This is a genomic window from Deinococcus aquaedulcis (genome assembly GCF_019693445.1).
Lineage (GTDB): Bacteria > Deinococcota > Deinococci > Deinococcales > Deinococcaceae > Deinococcus > Deinococcus aquaedulcis.
Genome location: NZ_JAHRBL010000026.1, coordinates 1 through 15,781, shown reverse-complemented (window position 1 = coordinate 15,781; position 15,781 = coordinate 1). Strand labels below are relative to the sequence as shown.

Below are 15,781 nucleotides of genomic sequence, written 5' to 3'. Positions count from 1 at the left end.
CAAGGAGAACATGTTGTGAAAGCCATGTTGTTGACGATGACGATGATCCTCTCGATGACCGCCTGCACGAGTGCGGAGCTGGCCCAGCTGGTCCCGCCAGAGAAACCCGTGCCCGTGCGGCCAGCACCGATGGTGTTCAAGCTGAGCAACCCAGCCCCAGGGGAGGGGGCAGCCCCAGTGTGTGAGGCGTTGGGCGTGACCTTGATTCTGGTAAGCGCGAGCGGGCAGCCCGTGGGCGGTGTGGGAGCGGAGGTGGTGGCCGGGCCAGGGCAGGCCTGGGTCCGCACGCTGGAGGCCACGGAGCTAGAAGGCGTGGCCAAGATAGAGGTGCGGGCGACCTGCACGAGCCAGGACGGCGCGGTGGCGGGCTACAGCGTGTCCCGGCATGAGGTGACGACTCAGGGCCAGGGGGTAGTCGAGGTGACGGCGCCACGGGCCGCACAGCGCCTGGAACGAAGAGTGGAGTGGAAGTCGCCGGTGCCCACGGTGTTGCCGCTGGACAACTAAGTACGATCAGGCAATATGGCCGCTGCAATTGCAGCGGCCATATGTGCATCTCAGAAACCGTCCAACTTTGGGGCCAGACCACTAGACCGTCATGCACACGAGCGCCCCAGTCTTCAGACTGGGGCTCCGCTCACCAAGGAGCGTATGGAGGTTGAACTTGAGTTGTCCAGCACGCCTGCTCAAAGATCAGCGCGTTCGGTCACTGGGTGTACTGTTTCGTGGTCCCCATGTCTCTGATATCGGTGGTCGAGCCATCGAACAGACTCTTTTGCATCTTCACACTGCCCATGAAGTCGTCCTCGTTATCGTTCATCCAGCCAAAGCTGTAAGGACCGACATAAAGCATATGATTTTGGGCTCCACCGTCTCGCTCGTACCAGTAAAAGTGTACGTCGCCATCCGTGCATCCAAAATACTGCTCAACAATGTGATGTGCAGCGTCAAAGACGGATGTCAGTTGACCGTGCCAGCCGATGCCAGCGCCTTTGACCGCGACAAAGATTTCAGCCGACCCTCTGATAAACGGTTCCTTCGCATCTTGAATATCAACGCGAACGAGTTTCACCCCGTGACACACCTGCGCGGTCAGGTTCGCCCCGTTCTGCGTCCCAGGAAGGATTTGCGGTAACACTGTTCCCTGAGCATCCACCCGCTCGTTGACGCCCACAGCCACCACCGGCATGGTCGGCGCGGTGCGGCCATCGAGGATGTGCACGCGGCCTTGGGCGTCATACGCGGTCACCGGCGCATATTCGTCCCCACCTTCTGTGGCCACGGCGACCAGGGGCAGAGTCGTTTCGGCGTTCCAGGCGGCGCCGCGGACAGCGATGTGCAGGTTGGGAATCTGGGCGACGAGGGCGTTTAAGCTTTGGGCGCTAAGTCCAGAAGATAGGGATTGCGCGAAGGTGCCTTTGCCAGTTGACTGAGACGCGAGGGTAGCGTACAGGGCTTCGGTATCCCCGGTCACTCTCAGAGCCGTTTGCTGGGCGATGAGGGTGCGCACACCGGGCTCGACCATAGCCTTGGCGAGTTGCTTGGCGAGCGTGTGGAGTGCCGCGTTCGTCTGCGCCTGAGCGGCGGTCGATGTGGGGGCCTTGGAGACATGTTCGGTGGCAGCTTGCTGCCCACAGGAGGCCAGAAGAAGACTGACGGTAAAGGTAACGGGAAGAAGACGGGACAGTGTCATAGGACCCCTGGAGTACGATTTGGAGTGCGAAGTGTTTGACGGACTCGGGCAGTGTAACGTGCCTTTCGTGACAATTAGCCGTGACGTGACTCCATGAAGAAAGGATGAAATCAGCGCATACCTCGCCGCGCAGATTACCGATGCCGAATCTGATTGAAAGCGCGAGGATGGACCAGAGTTTTGCCGCTCGACAATTGAGCACCCTGAATGCACAGTGCCCACGCCGGAAGCGTGGGCACTGTCCTTTATGACATTGGGCTCAATTCTGGTGTGATGCATTCGAGCGAGCTTGAAGCCTGGGCATCTATCTGGTCGGCTGCTTGAGGTGGAGCGGGAGTAAACCCCAATTCTTCCCACAGCAGCGCAATCTGCGCCAGATTTGCCTCTTCGTGCTCACCCATATCCCTCCAGCATGCCACACCCAGAAATGCCTGGATGCCTCATTTGTGCAATGGGTTAACTGTAGCGTTGCATGCTCTGAAATGCTGTGAGAAGCAGGCACGCATTGCTCTTTTCTCAGCCCAGAACGGCAAAACCTTCAGTATGGTACTGTCAAGTTGATGAGCAAGCAGGCGCCCTCGGAGTCCCTACAAGCATTGATTGATGATCTCTGGACCTGGGGACCACGAGCGCGGTCTGCCTGTGAAGCCGCCTACGGCATTGATACCATCCGGCAGGCCACCAAGCGGGAAATGATCTTGACCAAGCAGGTGGGCCACATCCGCGTCTATGTCCTCACAGGCCGGGGCCTACGGGAGTTCGGGTATGCCAAGCGGTACAACTATGTCCCCGCCCCTGACACGATCAAAGCCACGATGCTCATGCGGTACGTCCTGCACCAGCTCAAAGAACAGGGCTACACCGATCCCGTGCGCTATGAAGGCTACGCCGCCGGTCTTCAGAACATCGTGATGCTGAAGAAGGATGGCCAGATGATCGCGGTGGTGGCCCGCACTTCCATGACCATGCGGACGATGTACAACATCCTCGCACACTTTGCTTCACTCGAAGGCCAGGAACAGCCCGCACGGTTGCAGTTTTACGTGGCCAATGCCATGAAAGAGCACGTGGAGAACGGCAAGGTCATCAAGGGCTATCCCATCGAGGTGCAGCATGTGCCCATTTCACAGGTCAAAACTCTCGAAGCCGTGATGTAAACCGTAGCGTCACACAAGAATGGAGGCCCTTTGGCCTCCATTTCACGGTGTTGGTCTGACGGTTAAGGGGTCTGAACTTTGGTCTCTCCTAAACCGAAGAGCAGGACGAACGGGGTCCCTGTTGGCACCTGCCCCACGGTGACAAAGGACTGCTGATTCTCCGGCAGGGCAAAGACTTTGCCCAGTTCGCCCCGCAGGACCGTCACCAGAGACGGTGCCGCTTTGGTGTTGACGACCGTGCCGTTCGTAATGGTGGTGGTGCTGGCCTGCGTGAGCTGCTGCGCGTAGGTGTTCAGGGCGCCCACGCCACTTCGCAGGAGGTCCGCCGCCAGGTTCGGCGCCACGTCCTTCACGGCCGCCTGCACGCCCGAGACGAGGTTGCCCTTCACGTCCTGGTAGGCCAGGGCCTGCACAGGGAACACCTGTCCGTTCCTGACGTAGGTGGTGAACTCCATTTCCACCCGGGCGAGCGAGGCATTCAGGACCGCGCGCCCCACAAAGTTCCCTTCCGGACCTTGAGCGACCACGGGCACCGGCTGGCCTGAAGGGGTGTAGATGCTCGTGACCAAGCGCACGGCCACCATCTGTGTAGGGGCGAAGGGCGCAGGGGCCGTCGAGCTGGCCGCAACAGGTGCACCTTCAGCACTCCCCCCTGTTGATGGAGCGGTTTGCGGTGCTGGAGCGCTGGCCAGTTCAGTCCCTGCTCCAGCACTGCCTGTCCCATTGCTGCTCATCCCTGTAGGCGCCGCACGGGTGTACATGACCGCTGAGCGTGAAGGGGCCGTGCGGGCCTGTGCCTGGAGCAGGCCTGAGCGGGCGCTCTCTACCCCTGGGGTGGCGTCTTGACCTCCAGCAGCGCGAGCGGTGACCACCAGGGCACTTCGGGGCTGGGCCTGTGCGGTTGGATTGCCTTCCTGCCGGGTGGCCTGATAGACGACCGCCTGCCGGGGCGTGTTGGCCACCTCGGACGATGCAGGAACATCAACAGGGGAGGGGGCGGCGGTCGGAATGGGCGTACTTGCCCCGGTGGGCTGAGCCGCTGGCGTAGGGGCGGCAACGGTGACCGCTCCGCCAAACGGGTCAAAGGCGCTCTCTGGGGGCGTTGCCACTGGGGCAGGAGCCTTGGTAGACGCCACAGCGCGGACGGGTGGCGTGCTGGCCGTCGAGCGGGCGGGGGTGCTGCGCGGCGTGGCCGGGGCTGGCGTTGGCGCCGGGCTCACATTGGCAAAAGGATCAAAGGATTCGGCCGGCTGAGCAACCACTGGAGCGGGGGCCACAGAGGTCGGGGCAGGCGTGGCCACCGGCTCAGGGATCGGTGCGGCCGCCGCTACAGGGGCAGGCGCCGAGGCCACAGGGCTGAAGGGCTCCTCACCCACCTGCTGGAAGGCTGGAGGAGGGCTGGGCCGCGCGCCCACGGTAGGCGATGAGGGCGGCACATCGAACGGCTCAGCAGGTGGATTTGGGTTGGCTGGGATGCCCTCTGCTGTCGGTTCGGCACCGGCCAGCTGTTCGAGGGGTTTGGGGGCTGTGTCCTTGTTCACTTCGCCCAGGAACGCGTCATCGGTTGACGGGGTTTTCTCGGTGGCCGCTGCAGCGGCACCCGTTCCAGCCGCCTTGGTCCCCGGCGCGGCCTCAACTGTGGTGGTCGAGGTCTGCACCGTCTCCGTCATCGCCACGTCCTGGACCTTTTTTGCAGGAAGCGTGGACAGCATGAGGTACCCACCGGCCAGGAGCAGCGCCGAGGTGAGCGCCGTGGTGCCGGCCTTGCGCTTGTCCCAGACGTAATCCCCGTCTTCAGTGGGCCGCATGAACAGCTTCTGCTGCACGGCACTCACGCGGTCTTTGAAGGTCACTTTGCTGGGTGCGGTGCTGGCACGGGGCAGTTCGGCGTCGGGTTCCTCGTGCAGCGCCTGGGTCAGTCGCCGGGCGTAGGCGGGGTGCGTGGCCTGGAAGCTGGCCATGAAGTCGAGAAAGCCAGGCTCATCCCGGTCAGGAATGGTGACCTGCACGCCCTCGTTCTGCAGGCGTTCGTTGAGCTCATCGCGCACGAGGGCGTACCGGCTCTGGGGTTCCGTGTCTTGAAATTCAGTCATACCCCTAGTGTACGCTTGCGCGTGAAAGTTTTGCACACTACTATCTCTCCAAGGTCGTTAGAGCGATCTCGAAATTATTGGAGGTAACAGGATGCAGGGACTGATGATTGGTGGAATCGGCAAGACTTTCGGAGCAGTGAGCCGGATGGGCAGCCTCCAGGCTGTGCGGGCCATGAAGGCGCGCTACCGCCTGTTCGTGTACGCCATGGCCACCGCCGCTTTCGCCGGCAGCGAGTCGCTGGCGCAGCTGATCCAGCCGGGCGGCAACAACCGCCCCGACAACGTGCTAAACGGCGGGGTCTGCGGTGCGAACGGCATTCTCAGCTGGCTGACCGGCACAAAGATGATTGCCACCTTCCTCGCCATCGGCCTGGTCGGCTACTTCCTGGGCCGCGCGGTTGGTAAGCAGGGCGCGCAGGACGGCCTGATCGGTGCGGGCGTCGCGGTTCTCGGCCTGGCCGCCATCAAGGCCATCACCAGCATTTTCGTCGCGGGCTGCTGATCACCCATGCCCCGCCGCGATAAGGGTTACTCCACCGACAGCCGACATGCCCTGATCGGCACCCTGAGCCTCTACAACCTCATGGCGCTCGTGGTGGCGTTCCTGATGGGCCAGGAGATTGCCAAGCGCCTCACCGCGCACGGCCCCATGCAGAGCGCGTTCGCTATTGGGCTGGCCGTGGGCGTGTTCGTGCTGACCCTGATCCTGCGGCGGGAATTCGCGGCCAAGCCCAAATACATCCAGCACTGGTGGCAGTTCTGGAACGGTGACGATCAGGCCGTGGTGCGTCCTGATCCCCGCCCCGTTCCCCTGCTCTCCAGGAGGGAGGACAAGTGAAATCCAAAGCGGCCGCCCGGCAAAAAAAAACCCCGTTCAAGGTGGACGCCTACGGCGCAAAAATCATGGACGTGGGGGACACCCAGCCCTACTGGGACATCGTGTCCGATGCCTGGGCCAGAGGTGCTGAGGAAGACCTGAAAACCGCTGGCCTGATGGTCAACGAGACCGGCCACATTGAATTCAGCCTGCGCCTGGACCCCCCGTCACGCATGCTCATGAGTGACGAGAACCTGGAAGCCAGGCATTACGACCTCAAAACCGTGCTGCAGGTGGGCATTCCCGAAGGGGAGCGTGCCCGCCTGTACATTCGCATTTCCACGATTCCCTATGACCGCTTTCAGAACCTGAAGCAGGCAGGCAAGAACGGGAAGAACCCCGTCGCGCAGTTTCTGGTCAAAAAGAGACTGGACCGCCTCGACGATAAACGCCGCCAGGGGACCATCAAGGAATGGTCGTTCTACCTGACCTGCACGGTGAAGCCGAGCCGGCCCTTTTCCAAAGACAGTCCGCCTGATCCGGAGCACCTGCGCAAAGAAGTGCAGCGTGCCCAGCGGCGCCGCGAAGAACTGCTCAACCGCGTGCGCAACGCCGGGTACCGCGCCGAGGCCATGAGCGCGCAGGAGATGTTTCAGGAAGCGTGGTACTACCACAACCTGGACTTCCTGGGCGGCACACCGCCCCAGCTGCTCACGGAAAGCAAAGCGCGGTATGAGGGCGCCCCCACCGTGCAGGGCGCCAAAGACTTTCTGACCCTTAAGCGTCAGATCCTGACGACGCCCACCCGCACGGAAGATCACGCCGTCGTGGTGAACGGCAGCACCCTGGTCTATGCCGTCAGTCTGCACGAGCTGCCCCGGCAAACCGAGTTTGGGGTGCTCAACGCCGTGGCCGAGCGCATCACGACGGGCAACATGCTGTTCTGCATCGAGGTTGCCCACCGGGATCACGGCATGGAAATGGAGGCGCTGGAGGGCGCGAACAGCAAACTGCACAGCGCGACCACCAGCACGAAGTACGCGCCGAGCGCGAGCGCGCAGCAGCGGTACGGGTCGATCAAGGAGACCTTGGCCCTGGTATACGAGGAAGGCGACAACTTCTATGACGTGGGGGTCAGTGTTCTGCTGTTTGCTCAGGGCCGTGACCAGCTGAACGAAATGCTCAGCCAGGCCAGCACCGCCTTTGCCCTGTTCCGGTCCCCCAGGCCCATCATGCACGGGTACCAGAGCAAGCACCTGTACCGCGCGCTGGCGCCCTTCAATGGCCGCCGCACGGAGTTCTCGTTCAAGCTCGTGGAGACCAACGCGGTGGGCTTCATGCCCGCCATTGCGCCCTTCCAGGGGGCCGGTGGCGGCACGCTGCTGTACCGCAACCGCTCGAATGCCCTGACGACGTTTGACCCCTTCGCCGCTGGCATGGGCGCGACGCACTTCATGGTGATCGCCCCAACGCGCTGGGGGAAGACATTCCTCACGCAGAGCATGGTCCTGGCCTTGATCCCGGAGTATGACCCAGTGGTGACGGTCATTGACCGCAAGAACGACTTCAAGGACATGATCATGAGCCTTGGCGGCGTGCACGTGGAGTTCGGTGGGGGTGGCAGCGCCACCTTCAACCCCATGGACCTGCCTGCGGGTGAGCATGCGCCCGACGAAGGCAAGATGACCTTCCTGCTGACCCTGTGGCGGGACTTCATTCCCCGCAACTCCGACGAGGAGCGCGCGGGCCTGGAAGACACGGTGCTGCGCGAGGCCATCCTGATGACCTACAAGGCCTTCTATCAAGAAGAGTTGCCGCCCAGGCTGCGGGACGTGCACGGCACGCTGGACACCATGACCATGTATTCCGACGGCGACCCGATGCGGGCCAGCGCCGTGGACGTGGCCCGGTCACTGGCCGCCCGCATGCGGCCCTTCCTGCACGATTCGAACTGGGGCAAGGTCATTGACCAGTACACCAACCGCGATACCAACGCGAAGTACATGTACTACGACCTCTCGAAAATCCCCATCAATGCCGAGCAGGAAACGAAAATCGCTATGCGGATCGTGCAGGACCGCGTATGGCAGAGTGCCCGCCTGATTCCGGGGCGCAAGCTGTGCCTGGTCGAGGAGATGGGTTCGACAATCCGGACAAAGAGCGACCGCGACTACATGGCCTCCTGGCTGCGCATGGGCGCGTCGTTTGGCCTGAGCGTAGGCGGCATTACCCAGCTGGCAGCGGATCTCGAAAACATGCCGGAGCTGCGTGATTCCTTCTCCTGGTTCTTCTTTGGCCGCCTGACGAACACGGACGGGCTGACCAAACACCTGAAGATGCCGGCGACCGTGGCCAAGGCCGTGACGGGCCTGCAGAAGGTGGACAAGGACTTCACGGAATGGGTGCTGGCCTTCCGACCGGACGAGGGCGACGTGAACGGCGAAATTATCCGCGTGGAGGAATCCGAGCACTTTTTCTGGCTGTGCTCCAGCCAGGAGAACCACCGCCGCCTGCGCGAAGCAGCGATCAAGGCCCGGCATGGCGACCAGCTGGCGGCGGTCGAGGATCTGGTGGCCGGGCGTTACCCAGAGATCGAGCTGGCCGAAGAGGAGACCGAAGAGGAGCTGGGCAGTCTGCCGCTGCACCAGTTGCCGGTACTGGAAACGGAGGCCTTCGTATGAAGACGCGCAGAAACACGCGCAGCATTACCCTGTCCCTGATCCTGCTGAGCAGCACCGGCACCGCCTCGGCTGCCAGCGGCTGGGAGCAGGTGGGGACGTACATTCAGCAGGCCTGCAACGTGGGCTCGAACGGCAACGGCGGGTACTGGGGCGGCAGCTCGAAGCTGGAGTGGATGTGCAACCTTGCCAGCACCTACGGGTTCCTGACGAACAACATCCTGAACGGCGACTGGGAGTCCTTTGCCAAGGAAGTGATTGGCAAGTACAGCACGCAGCTGGTAGACCACCTGGGCGAGAAGCTGGGCATGACCCAGCTGAACAAGATCACGGCCGACCTGAACGACAGCATGCAGCAAACCTATTCAGACTTCCGGTCCACGTTGATGGGCGCGATGACGGCTGTGCTGCGTCAGGAGATGGCAGGGGCGCGGAAGGACGACAACGCCGGCATGGCGATCACGACGCCGGGCGGTCTGGCCGATCATGCCGTCCGCTCGAATGCGTACCTGAGCCTCGCGCAGACGGTGGGCCGCGCGCAGGAGACCGCGGACCTGTTTGCCCGCCTGACGCAAGCCGCCCAGGCCAAGAAAGTCGCCGAACAGAACGCTGAATCGACGGAAGCCGCCATGAAGCCCGCCTTGGAAAGCGCTGTGGGGGTGATCGGGACACCGGCCACTCCTGGGTTTGCCGACCAGCAGGATTCAAAAGCCAAAACGGCGCTGAGTGCCCGTGAGGTGCAGGAACTGCAGCTCAACTCCTTCAATGCGTTCATGAAGCAGGACGCGGCGTTTCGCGTGACCGAGTTCCAGCTGCTGACCGAGATTGCTAAGCAGCAGGCCATGACGAATACCCAACTGATTGCCAAGCTGGGTGACGCCCAGGCCGCCATGGACGACACGGTGAACGCCATGAAGGCTGAAATGGAGCAGGTGGCGCAGGAGAACCTGGACGCGGCCGCGCAACTCAGCCGGGAGTACGCCATCCTGATCAATTCCTTCAAGGACCTGACCGACGCGCACAAGCTTGAGAACGCCAAGAATGCCTTTGCAGGTGGCCTGTGAGGCGGGCCGTGAAGGTCTGGGCGGCGCTGGGCCTGCTGGCCTGGATCTGTGTGGCGGGCGCCAAGCCTATCCCGACCACGCCGGAGATTGAAGCCACCACGCAGTGGCTGACCGCGCAGACCAACTCTGGTTTTGCGCAGTACATGGAAGCGTTCCTGGGTGATCCCTTTAAGGCCTTCTTCGGGCCAGCGAGTGCCGTGGCTAAGAGCGGGATGTACATGATCTGGGTCCTGATGGCGCAGGCCGTGGCAGTGCTGGGGTACGCACTTCGCGTGGCCAGTCTGCGCAACGGGGGCGGCAACACCCTGAACGAGTTCTGGACGGCCACCATCACCTTTGCCACCACCCTCTCCCTGATGATGTGGATGTACGTTCCGGGCAGCTACGGCCTGAAGAACGTGATCACGACGAGCGCGACGGCCTCTTACATGTTCAGTGTGGAGACGTTTGGCGGCAAAGTGGATGCCAAGCTGGAGGAAAGCGAAGAGGCCTTCACGCGCATGCTGGCGTCAACCGCCGTGGTGGCGACCAGCGTGGCCCTCCCCGGCGCCGGGGGAGCCGCGATCAATGCCACGAAGGCAGCGGCCGGTGCCGTTAAGAACGGCGCGACCCGGATGGGCGCGGCCGCTGCGGGCGCAAAGGCGGGCGCACCCGGCCTGCAGAAGGCTGGTATGGGCATCATGGGCAACATCGTCAAGCGCCTGGGCGGCGCCATGATGGCCCTGAACACGTTCCTGTCCGGGTACGGCGTGCTGCTTGAAGGGGCCGGGTGGGGCATCACCATCATCCTGGTGGGCCTGCCGATGGCCCTGGCCCTGCTGAACTTCGGGCAGACCAGCGTGATTTTCGTGATGTTCGGGACGTGGATGGGGACCCTCGCGGCCCTGATGCTCATGCCGCTCGTGCTGGTGCACGCGATTGACACCGCCTTTGTGGGCCCTGTGCGGGCCATGGACAAGTACACCGAAAAGCTCGGTGTGTACGCCCAGAAAAGCAAAGAGCTGGCCGAAGAAAGCACAGCAAAAGTCAATGCGGAGATTGAGTCCGTGCTGCGGGAATGTGAACAGGCCCGAGCGAAGGATGCAGCCAATGTGGATAGCAACGACTGCACGCAGATCTCGGATAAGGGTTTGATCGCCAAGATCGGCGGGTGGATGTCGGGCAGTCTGAAAAGCATCATCAATTTCGGTGAATTGCTGCTGGCCAGCGTGGCAGACACCTTCATCTCTTTTGGGGTACTGGTGATCCGACTGATGGTTGGCCTGGTGCTGGCCGGCGCGCTGATGTTTGGGGTGCCGGCCATGGCCATCACCATGTTCGGCGGGGTGGGGCTCCGGAAATGAAGCGCGCCCTGACCCTGTTTCTTTCTCTCACGGGGGCGGCTTCGGCCACTCCGGTGGGGCATGCCAAGGTCCTGGATCTGATCGGAACTGCGCAGACGCGGGTGCTGCTGTACGCGCCCCAGGTGACCGATGCAGTGCTGGCCGACGCGCTGCGCCTCAAGGCCATGGAGGGGGTGCCCACGTACCTCGTGACGGTGCCGTACTTCAGCTACCAGCCGGGTTCACTGGTCAATGGCCTCGCACTGGCGGGCGCCAAGGTCTTTGAAGCCGACATCAACAGTGTCGAGGCGGTGTTGATCGTGGACGACAAGGTGTTCACCGGCCGCACGTTTGGCAAGACCAATGCCCCGTTGCAGTACCTGGGCAACAGCCCAGCCGTGACGAACAAGCAAGTGAAATGGTTCGAGGCTGCCGCCCGGACTGCCCGCCCCCTGTCCGCGTGGAACGCGGCTCAACGCCTCTGGAGCCTACAGAAATGACCCGAATTGCCCAGTCTCACCAGGAACAGATCCGTCAGAACCGCACGGAATTCCGGGATTCCATCGTGAAGTCGATCATGACGCCGTACACGCTGCTGTGCGTGGCCCTGATCGTGTTTGGTGTGGCCGTGACACTGCTGGACGCCAAAGGGGTGCCGATCCTGTTGGTCTGCCTCGTGCTGGTGGCTGGGGTGCGGCTGCTGTTCACGCTGCGCCAGGCCCAGCGCCGGACGAATGAGCTGCTGGAGCAGATGATGGAGCGGAGGGGTTAATGAGCGCCCTGCAGGTGGCCCCACAGGGCCACCGGTACCCCATCATCAACCAGCAGGAGGACCTGAGGGCCCTCCTGTCGTTTTTGCCCCAGGACATCCAGGCGCAGGTGAGGCCCGTGCTGTACGACCTGGAGGAGCTGAAGATCATCGAGGAGCAGCCGCTGTGGGTGCTGACCAGTGGTGAGGTGTACAAGCCCTTTCCTCTGAAGATCACCTTTGACCACATGACGTTCATCGGGTCGAAGTGCAAGACCTTCCGCGATGACAACCGGCGCGGCATTGACCGGACGGGCCACCGCATCAGCCGCGTGCTGTCAGCTGGTGCGCCGCTGTCCTACACCTTCCGCGTGGGCCGGTACTTTGACGGGATCGGCGAACCGTTCCGGAAGTTCATTGAGGTCAACCCGAGCTTCCTGCTGGTGGGTGAGGCGGGGACGGGAAAAACGACGACCCTGCGCGGGTTGATCAAGGTCACGGCGGAGTATTACCCCATGCAGGTGGTGGTGGTGGATACCTCGGGTGAAGTGGGGGGATCGGGGAAGATCCAGCATCCCGGGATTGGCCAGGCCCACATCATTCCGGTCGAGAACAAGGCGCTGCAGGCCCTCTTGATGGAGGAGGCGGTCAAAAACCAGAACCCAAGGGTGCTGGCCGTGGACGAGATCAACCGGCTGGCCGAGGCGGAAGCCATTGTGGTGGGCAAGACGAACGGCGCGCGCCTGATCGGGACGACCCACGGGGCCACGATTCCTGGCCTGCTGGCGAACAAGAACCTCACGCCCCTGTTTGACCCGGAGCCGGTGTTTCACTGGCTGGTGATCACGGAGCGGCGCGGGCAGTACCGGGTGTACCGTGCAGCAGAAGCGGTGGCGGCAGTCCGGGCTGGACGGGTCCCGGAAGGCGAAGTGGTCTACGTCTGAGGAGGAAGGGTATGAATGCAGCGGCGAAAGACACCCTGAACGCGGTCCTCGTGGTGGTCTGGGCTCTGTTCAAGATTGTCTGCTCCATGATCTGGGCCTTGTTCACTGGCGTCCTGAAAGCGGCCGAAGAGGCTGAGCCTGTGGTGGTTGGCCAGGTGGATGATGAGCAGTACTGGCGGCCAGGCAGTCCGTATTACCGTGGCCCGCGCTGAGATGGAGAGGATGCACAGCATCAACAGGGGGAGAGGTCCGTGCTGAAAGGCACGGATCTTTCGTTTGGGGACCGAGGAGTGGTCGCAAGCGGCAAAACCTGCGCCAGAAAGATCATCTGAAAACATAGGAATCCATACCGGGAACACGGATTTTTCCGTTACACAGCTTCTTTGAAAGTTTTGCTGTACATCTGTTACTCTGGACCCATGAGACGAATTTCACTGTTGATGGTCGGCGTTTTATTCACCAGCCCTCTCGCCCTGGCGGTGGACAGCGGCCGCGTGACGCAGAACGCCACGCAGATCTTCACGCTGGACAAACTGGAAAACGGCCGGGGCCAGCTCACCGCGTCCAGTGAGTACCAGGTGGTGATCGAATTCCCCCGCGACGTGGAAAGCGTGGCCGTCACCATCAGCAAGCAGGGCGCGCTCACCCCCACCGCTGGCGGCCGCTTTGTGTACCTCGACGTGGTGCAGCCGGGCGGCAATGCCACGCTGAACGTGGTGCTGACCGGCAACCGCCTGGTGCAGTTCGACGTGGCCCTGACCACGCGCGCCGACGGCATCACCCGGTACCGGGTGGTGAATCCCGAGGAAGTGCAGCCGGTGGCCACCGCCCCTGCTGTCCTCCCCGTGGCGGCCGCGCCTGCGCCAGCACCAGCGCTGCCTGCCACGGATCTGCCCGTACAGAAGTTCAGTGCGAACGGCGTGGACGCGCAGTACACCGTGCGGGTCGAAGGGCAGGAAGCCGTGGTGACCTACGCCCTGACGTACAGCGGCACAGACACCGTGTTTGCCAGCCCTGCCAATCTGGTGCTGACGGGTCCTGCCGGGACCACCCTGCCCGTGAAGGTGGAGACCACCCCGGAAAGCAGCCTGCTCCTGGCGCGGGTGCCCTTCACAGGCCGGGTCCGCGTGGCCCTGCCGGCAGGCGTGACAGACCTCTCCGCCGCGTGGACGCTGCGCACCCTGCTCAGCAAAGAGCCCCTGACCGTCACGGCGAAGCTCGCCGTGACCCGGTGAGTCCCGTGCAGGCGCGTGCACTGCTGCTCACCCTGGCCCTGCTGGGAACCGCTGGCGCCCAGGCGACCCAGCTGCCGGTTACCGCTCCAGCCGCCGTGGCCATCCGCGACGTCCCTGCCGGTCACTGGGCCCGCGAGGCCGTAGAACTCCTGGTGGGTCAGGGCCTGCTCCTGGGCTTCCCTGACGGCACGTTCAAAGGCACCCAGGGCATCACGCGGTATGAAGCGGCTGTGATCTTCGCGCGGTTCCTGCAGTCGGGGCAGTTCGCCAGTGCGGCGCTAACGCAGGAACAGGTGCAGGTCCTGAGCCGCGGCCTGCTGGAGGTCAGCGACGAGCTGAAAGACGTGCTGGGGCGTGTAGCCGCTATTGAGGCGAAGAACGACACCCAGGATGCCCGCCTGGGGGCCGTGGAAGGCGCCCTGGCCACCATGAACGACAGCCTGACGACACTCAAGCAGACGAGTGAACCGGCCGTGGACGCTCGCCTGATGAATCTGGAGCACACGGCGGCCACGCTCCCAGCGCTGGCCAGCAGCCTGACCCCGAAGACGGAGCATCAGGCCCTGGAAGCGCGTGTGCTGGCCCTGGAGATGGGGGGCGTGCAGGTGCCGCCCGTGGTGGCGCCCCTGCCCTTCCCGACCGGTCCTGAGCCCGCCCGGGATGGATACGCCGGGTTGGCCGTAGACCGGCAGAGCACCTTTGGGGTGACGGCCGCCGTGGGGACTCGGGCCCTGCTGGGTCCCATTGGCGGCCAAGTGGGCGTGAGCTATAGCGGCGGGGCCGTGAGCGCCGACGTGGCCGGAACGGTGCACTTCGGGAATGCCAGTGGCCTGTCCCCGTATGTGGGTGCTGGTGCGGGAGCCACGTTCAGCCAGGGGCGCAACACAGGGTCCGCCACGGATCTGTACGGCCTGGGTCTGGCCGGCGTGAACTACGCCGTCACGCCACAGGTGGGCGTGTTTGTCGAAGGCGCCGGGCGGTACTACCTTTCCAACGCTGGGCAGGGCACCGGACTGACCAGCACCGACAGCAAGGGACTGCGCGCACAGGCCAGGATCGGCCTGCGATTGAGGTTCTGATGTACACCTACCGCCGCAACTACGCCACCAAGTACCCCTACCCCATCAAGCGTTCGCCCTGGACGGCAAAGGTCAAGTGGCTGTGGTTGGCTGCTGGGACCGGCGTGCTCTGGAGCGTGCTTCCTATTCCAGGCTGCTGAACCACCGCTATGAAGCGCGCCCCTGGCATGCCAGGGGCGCGCTTCTCGTGTTTTTTAGCTGATTACCAGTCAAAACTCGTGAGGCAACAAAAATTGGCTCCTGTCTCGTGTTTATGCGATGAACAGACGGCAGGACTGACGGCCGCGCGATCACTTCTGGACTGCATCCTCAGTCTGGCTTTTCATGCCATACCTACAGCTTTGAAGTCCTGCCTGCTCTGGGCTTACTCAGCGCACCGCAAGCGTGCGCCGGCTCATCACTGAGCTTTTTTGTAGGTCGCAGAGAATTCAAGGTACAGCGAACGAAGCTTGGCCACCGCTTCCCTGGAGTCACCCAGCAAAGCCACAAGCTGAGCAGCCCAAGACCGTGCAGGGTCCAGCTCGAGCCGCCCTGCCAGCCAATTCAGGAAGGCCCACCACTCATGGAGGAGTGCGTTCTCTCGATCCACATGCCTGAGTGCCAAGACGTACCCACCCATGAAGAGCAGGACCTCAGATAACACACCTGTGTTTGTGTAGAGGTGTGTCTGCGTCAGGACATGCTCAAGGAAGCTCACGCTGACAGCGTAAATGCCGCCGAGTCTAGATTGTCAATACGTGGCTGTCCAGCACCCGTGATGCTGAGCCAACTTCAGTATGAGGATCTGTAAGGCCTGCCAAGACAAAGGCGACGGGTGGAGCAGGAGATCTTGGAGATGATCAAGGCCCAATCGGAACACGGACACCGTGCGTTGGCCGTGTTTCTTGCGTTTTATCGGCTGCTTGCCGGCCAGGAGTTGACCCGTCACACAGGCCCAGATGAAAGCGGCGG

At 62.8% G+C, this 15,781-nt stretch carries 18 protein-coding genes and 1 pseudogene; 14 read left to right on the top strand and 5 right to left on the bottom strand.

The genetic code is table 11. The features are described from left to right. The first annotated feature begins 15 nt into the window (after positions 1 to 15). Positions 16 to 507 (top strand): hypothetical protein, encoded by a 492-nt coding sequence (locus KMW22_RS17735; RefSeq protein ID WP_221091359.1) that lies wholly within the window; start codon positions 16 to 18, stop codon positions 505 to 507. A gap of 199 nt (positions 508 to 706) precedes the next feature. Here the strand turns inward: KMW22_RS17735 and KMW22_RS17730 are convergent, their stop codons facing one another. After that, positions 707 to 1,693: a DUF3103 family protein gene (locus KMW22_RS17730; protein ID WP_221091358.1), complete on the bottom strand. Its 987-nt coding sequence runs from the start codon at positions 1,691 to 1,693 to the stop codon at positions 707 to 709. A gap of 245 nt (positions 1,694 to 1,938) precedes the next feature. Then, positions 1,939 to 2,094: a hypothetical protein gene (locus KMW22_RS17725; protein ID WP_221091357.1), complete on the bottom strand. Its 156-nt coding sequence runs from the start codon at positions 2,092 to 2,094 to the stop codon at positions 1,939 to 1,941. Between the two features lie 159 nt (positions 2,095 to 2,253). Between KMW22_RS17725 and KMW22_RS17720 the strand changes: the two genes are divergently transcribed. Further along, positions 2,254 to 2,850, top strand: a complete 597-nt coding sequence (locus tag KMW22_RS17720; protein WP_221091356.1) for a hypothetical protein — start codon at positions 2,254 to 2,256, stop codon at positions 2,848 to 2,850. 62 nt (positions 2,851 to 2,912) lie between these two features. Here KMW22_RS17720 and KMW22_RS17715 read toward each other — a convergent pair whose 3' ends face one another. Continuing rightward, positions 2,913 to 4,943: a hypothetical protein gene (locus tag KMW22_RS17715; protein ID WP_221091355.1), complete on the bottom strand. Its 2,031-nt coding sequence runs from the start codon at positions 4,941 to 4,943 to the stop codon at positions 2,913 to 2,915. Positions 4,944 to 5,034: 91 nt separating this feature from the next. Here KMW22_RS17715 and KMW22_RS17710 point away from each other — a divergent pair, with 91 nt between their 5' ends. The 12 genes from KMW22_RS17710 (at position 5,035) to KMW22_RS17655 (ending at position 14,970) form a co-directional block, all read left to right on the top strand. Beyond that, on the top strand, positions 5,035 to 5,445 hold the full coding sequence (locus KMW22_RS17710; protein WP_221091354.1) for a hypothetical protein: 411 nt from the start codon (positions 5,035 to 5,037) through the stop codon (positions 5,443 to 5,445). A gap of 6 nt (positions 5,446 to 5,451) precedes the next feature. Further along, positions 5,452 to 5,781, top strand: coding sequence for a hypothetical protein (locus KMW22_RS17705; protein ID WP_221091353.1), 330 nt, complete (start codon positions 5,452 to 5,454; stop codon positions 5,779 to 5,781). Continuing rightward, positions 5,778 to 8,441, top strand: coding sequence for a VirB4 family type IV secretion system protein (locus tag KMW22_RS17700; RefSeq protein ID WP_221091352.1), 2,664 nt, complete (start codon positions 5,778 to 5,780; stop codon positions 8,439 to 8,441). The genes KMW22_RS17705 and KMW22_RS17700 overlap by 4 nt, the downstream gene beginning before the upstream one ends. After that, the gene (locus tag KMW22_RS17695) at positions 8,438 to 9,502 is read left to right on the top strand and encodes a hypothetical protein (RefSeq protein ID WP_221091351.1); all 1,065 of its coding nucleotides are present in this window, start codon (positions 8,438 to 8,440) and stop codon (positions 9,500 to 9,502) included. The genes KMW22_RS17700 and KMW22_RS17695 overlap by 4 nt, the downstream gene beginning before the upstream one ends. Then, positions 9,499 to 10,845, top strand: a complete 1,347-nt coding sequence (locus KMW22_RS17690; RefSeq protein WP_221091350.1) for a hypothetical protein — start codon at positions 9,499 to 9,501, stop codon at positions 10,843 to 10,845. The genes KMW22_RS17695 and KMW22_RS17690 overlap by 4 nt, the downstream gene beginning before the upstream one ends. Then, complete coding sequence (locus KMW22_RS17685; protein ID WP_221091349.1) at positions 10,842 to 11,324, top strand: phospholipase D-like domain-containing protein; 483 nt, start codon at positions 10,842 to 10,844, stop codon at positions 11,322 to 11,324. Before KMW22_RS17690 ends, KMW22_RS17685 begins: the two co-directional genes overlap by 4 nt. Then, a complete protein-coding gene (locus tag KMW22_RS17680; RefSeq protein WP_221091348.1) occupies positions 11,321 to 11,596 on the top strand; it encodes a hypothetical protein in 276 nt (91 codons plus the stop codon). Before KMW22_RS17685 ends, KMW22_RS17680 begins: the two co-directional genes overlap by 4 nt. Next, positions 11,596 to 12,516: an AAA family ATPase gene (locus tag KMW22_RS17675; RefSeq protein WP_221091347.1), complete on the top strand. Its 921-nt coding sequence runs from the start codon at positions 11,596 to 11,598 to the stop codon at positions 12,514 to 12,516. Before KMW22_RS17680 ends, KMW22_RS17675 begins: the two co-directional genes overlap by 1 nt. An 11-nt stretch (positions 12,517 to 12,527) precedes the next feature. Then, entirely contained in the window at positions 12,528 to 12,728 is a 201-nt protein-coding gene (locus tag KMW22_RS17670) for a hypothetical protein (protein WP_221091346.1), read from the top strand. Between the two features lie 207 nt (positions 12,729 to 12,935). Next, entirely contained in the window at positions 12,936 to 13,751 is an 816-nt protein-coding gene (locus KMW22_RS17665) for a hypothetical protein (RefSeq protein WP_221091345.1), read from the top strand. A gap of 5 nt (positions 13,752 to 13,756) precedes the next feature. Further along, complete coding sequence (locus KMW22_RS17660; protein WP_221091344.1) at positions 13,757 to 14,830, top strand: outer membrane protein; 1,074 nt, start codon at positions 13,757 to 13,759, stop codon at positions 14,828 to 14,830. Then, positions 14,830 to 14,970, top strand: coding sequence for a hypothetical protein (locus KMW22_RS17655; protein WP_221091343.1), 141 nt, complete (start codon positions 14,830 to 14,832; stop codon positions 14,968 to 14,970). Before KMW22_RS17660 ends, KMW22_RS17655 begins: the two co-directional genes overlap by 1 nt. A 257-nt stretch (positions 14,971 to 15,227) precedes the next feature. Here KMW22_RS17655 and KMW22_RS17650 read toward each other — a convergent pair whose 3' ends face one another. Then, positions 15,228 to 15,527, bottom strand: a complete 300-nt coding sequence (locus tag KMW22_RS17650; RefSeq protein WP_221091342.1) for a hypothetical protein — start codon at positions 15,525 to 15,527, stop codon at positions 15,228 to 15,230. A 33-nt stretch (positions 15,528 to 15,560) separates the two neighbouring features. After that, positions 15,561 to 15,781 (bottom strand): annotated as a pseudogene (locus KMW22_RS17645) (hypothetical protein); the annotation flags it as partial.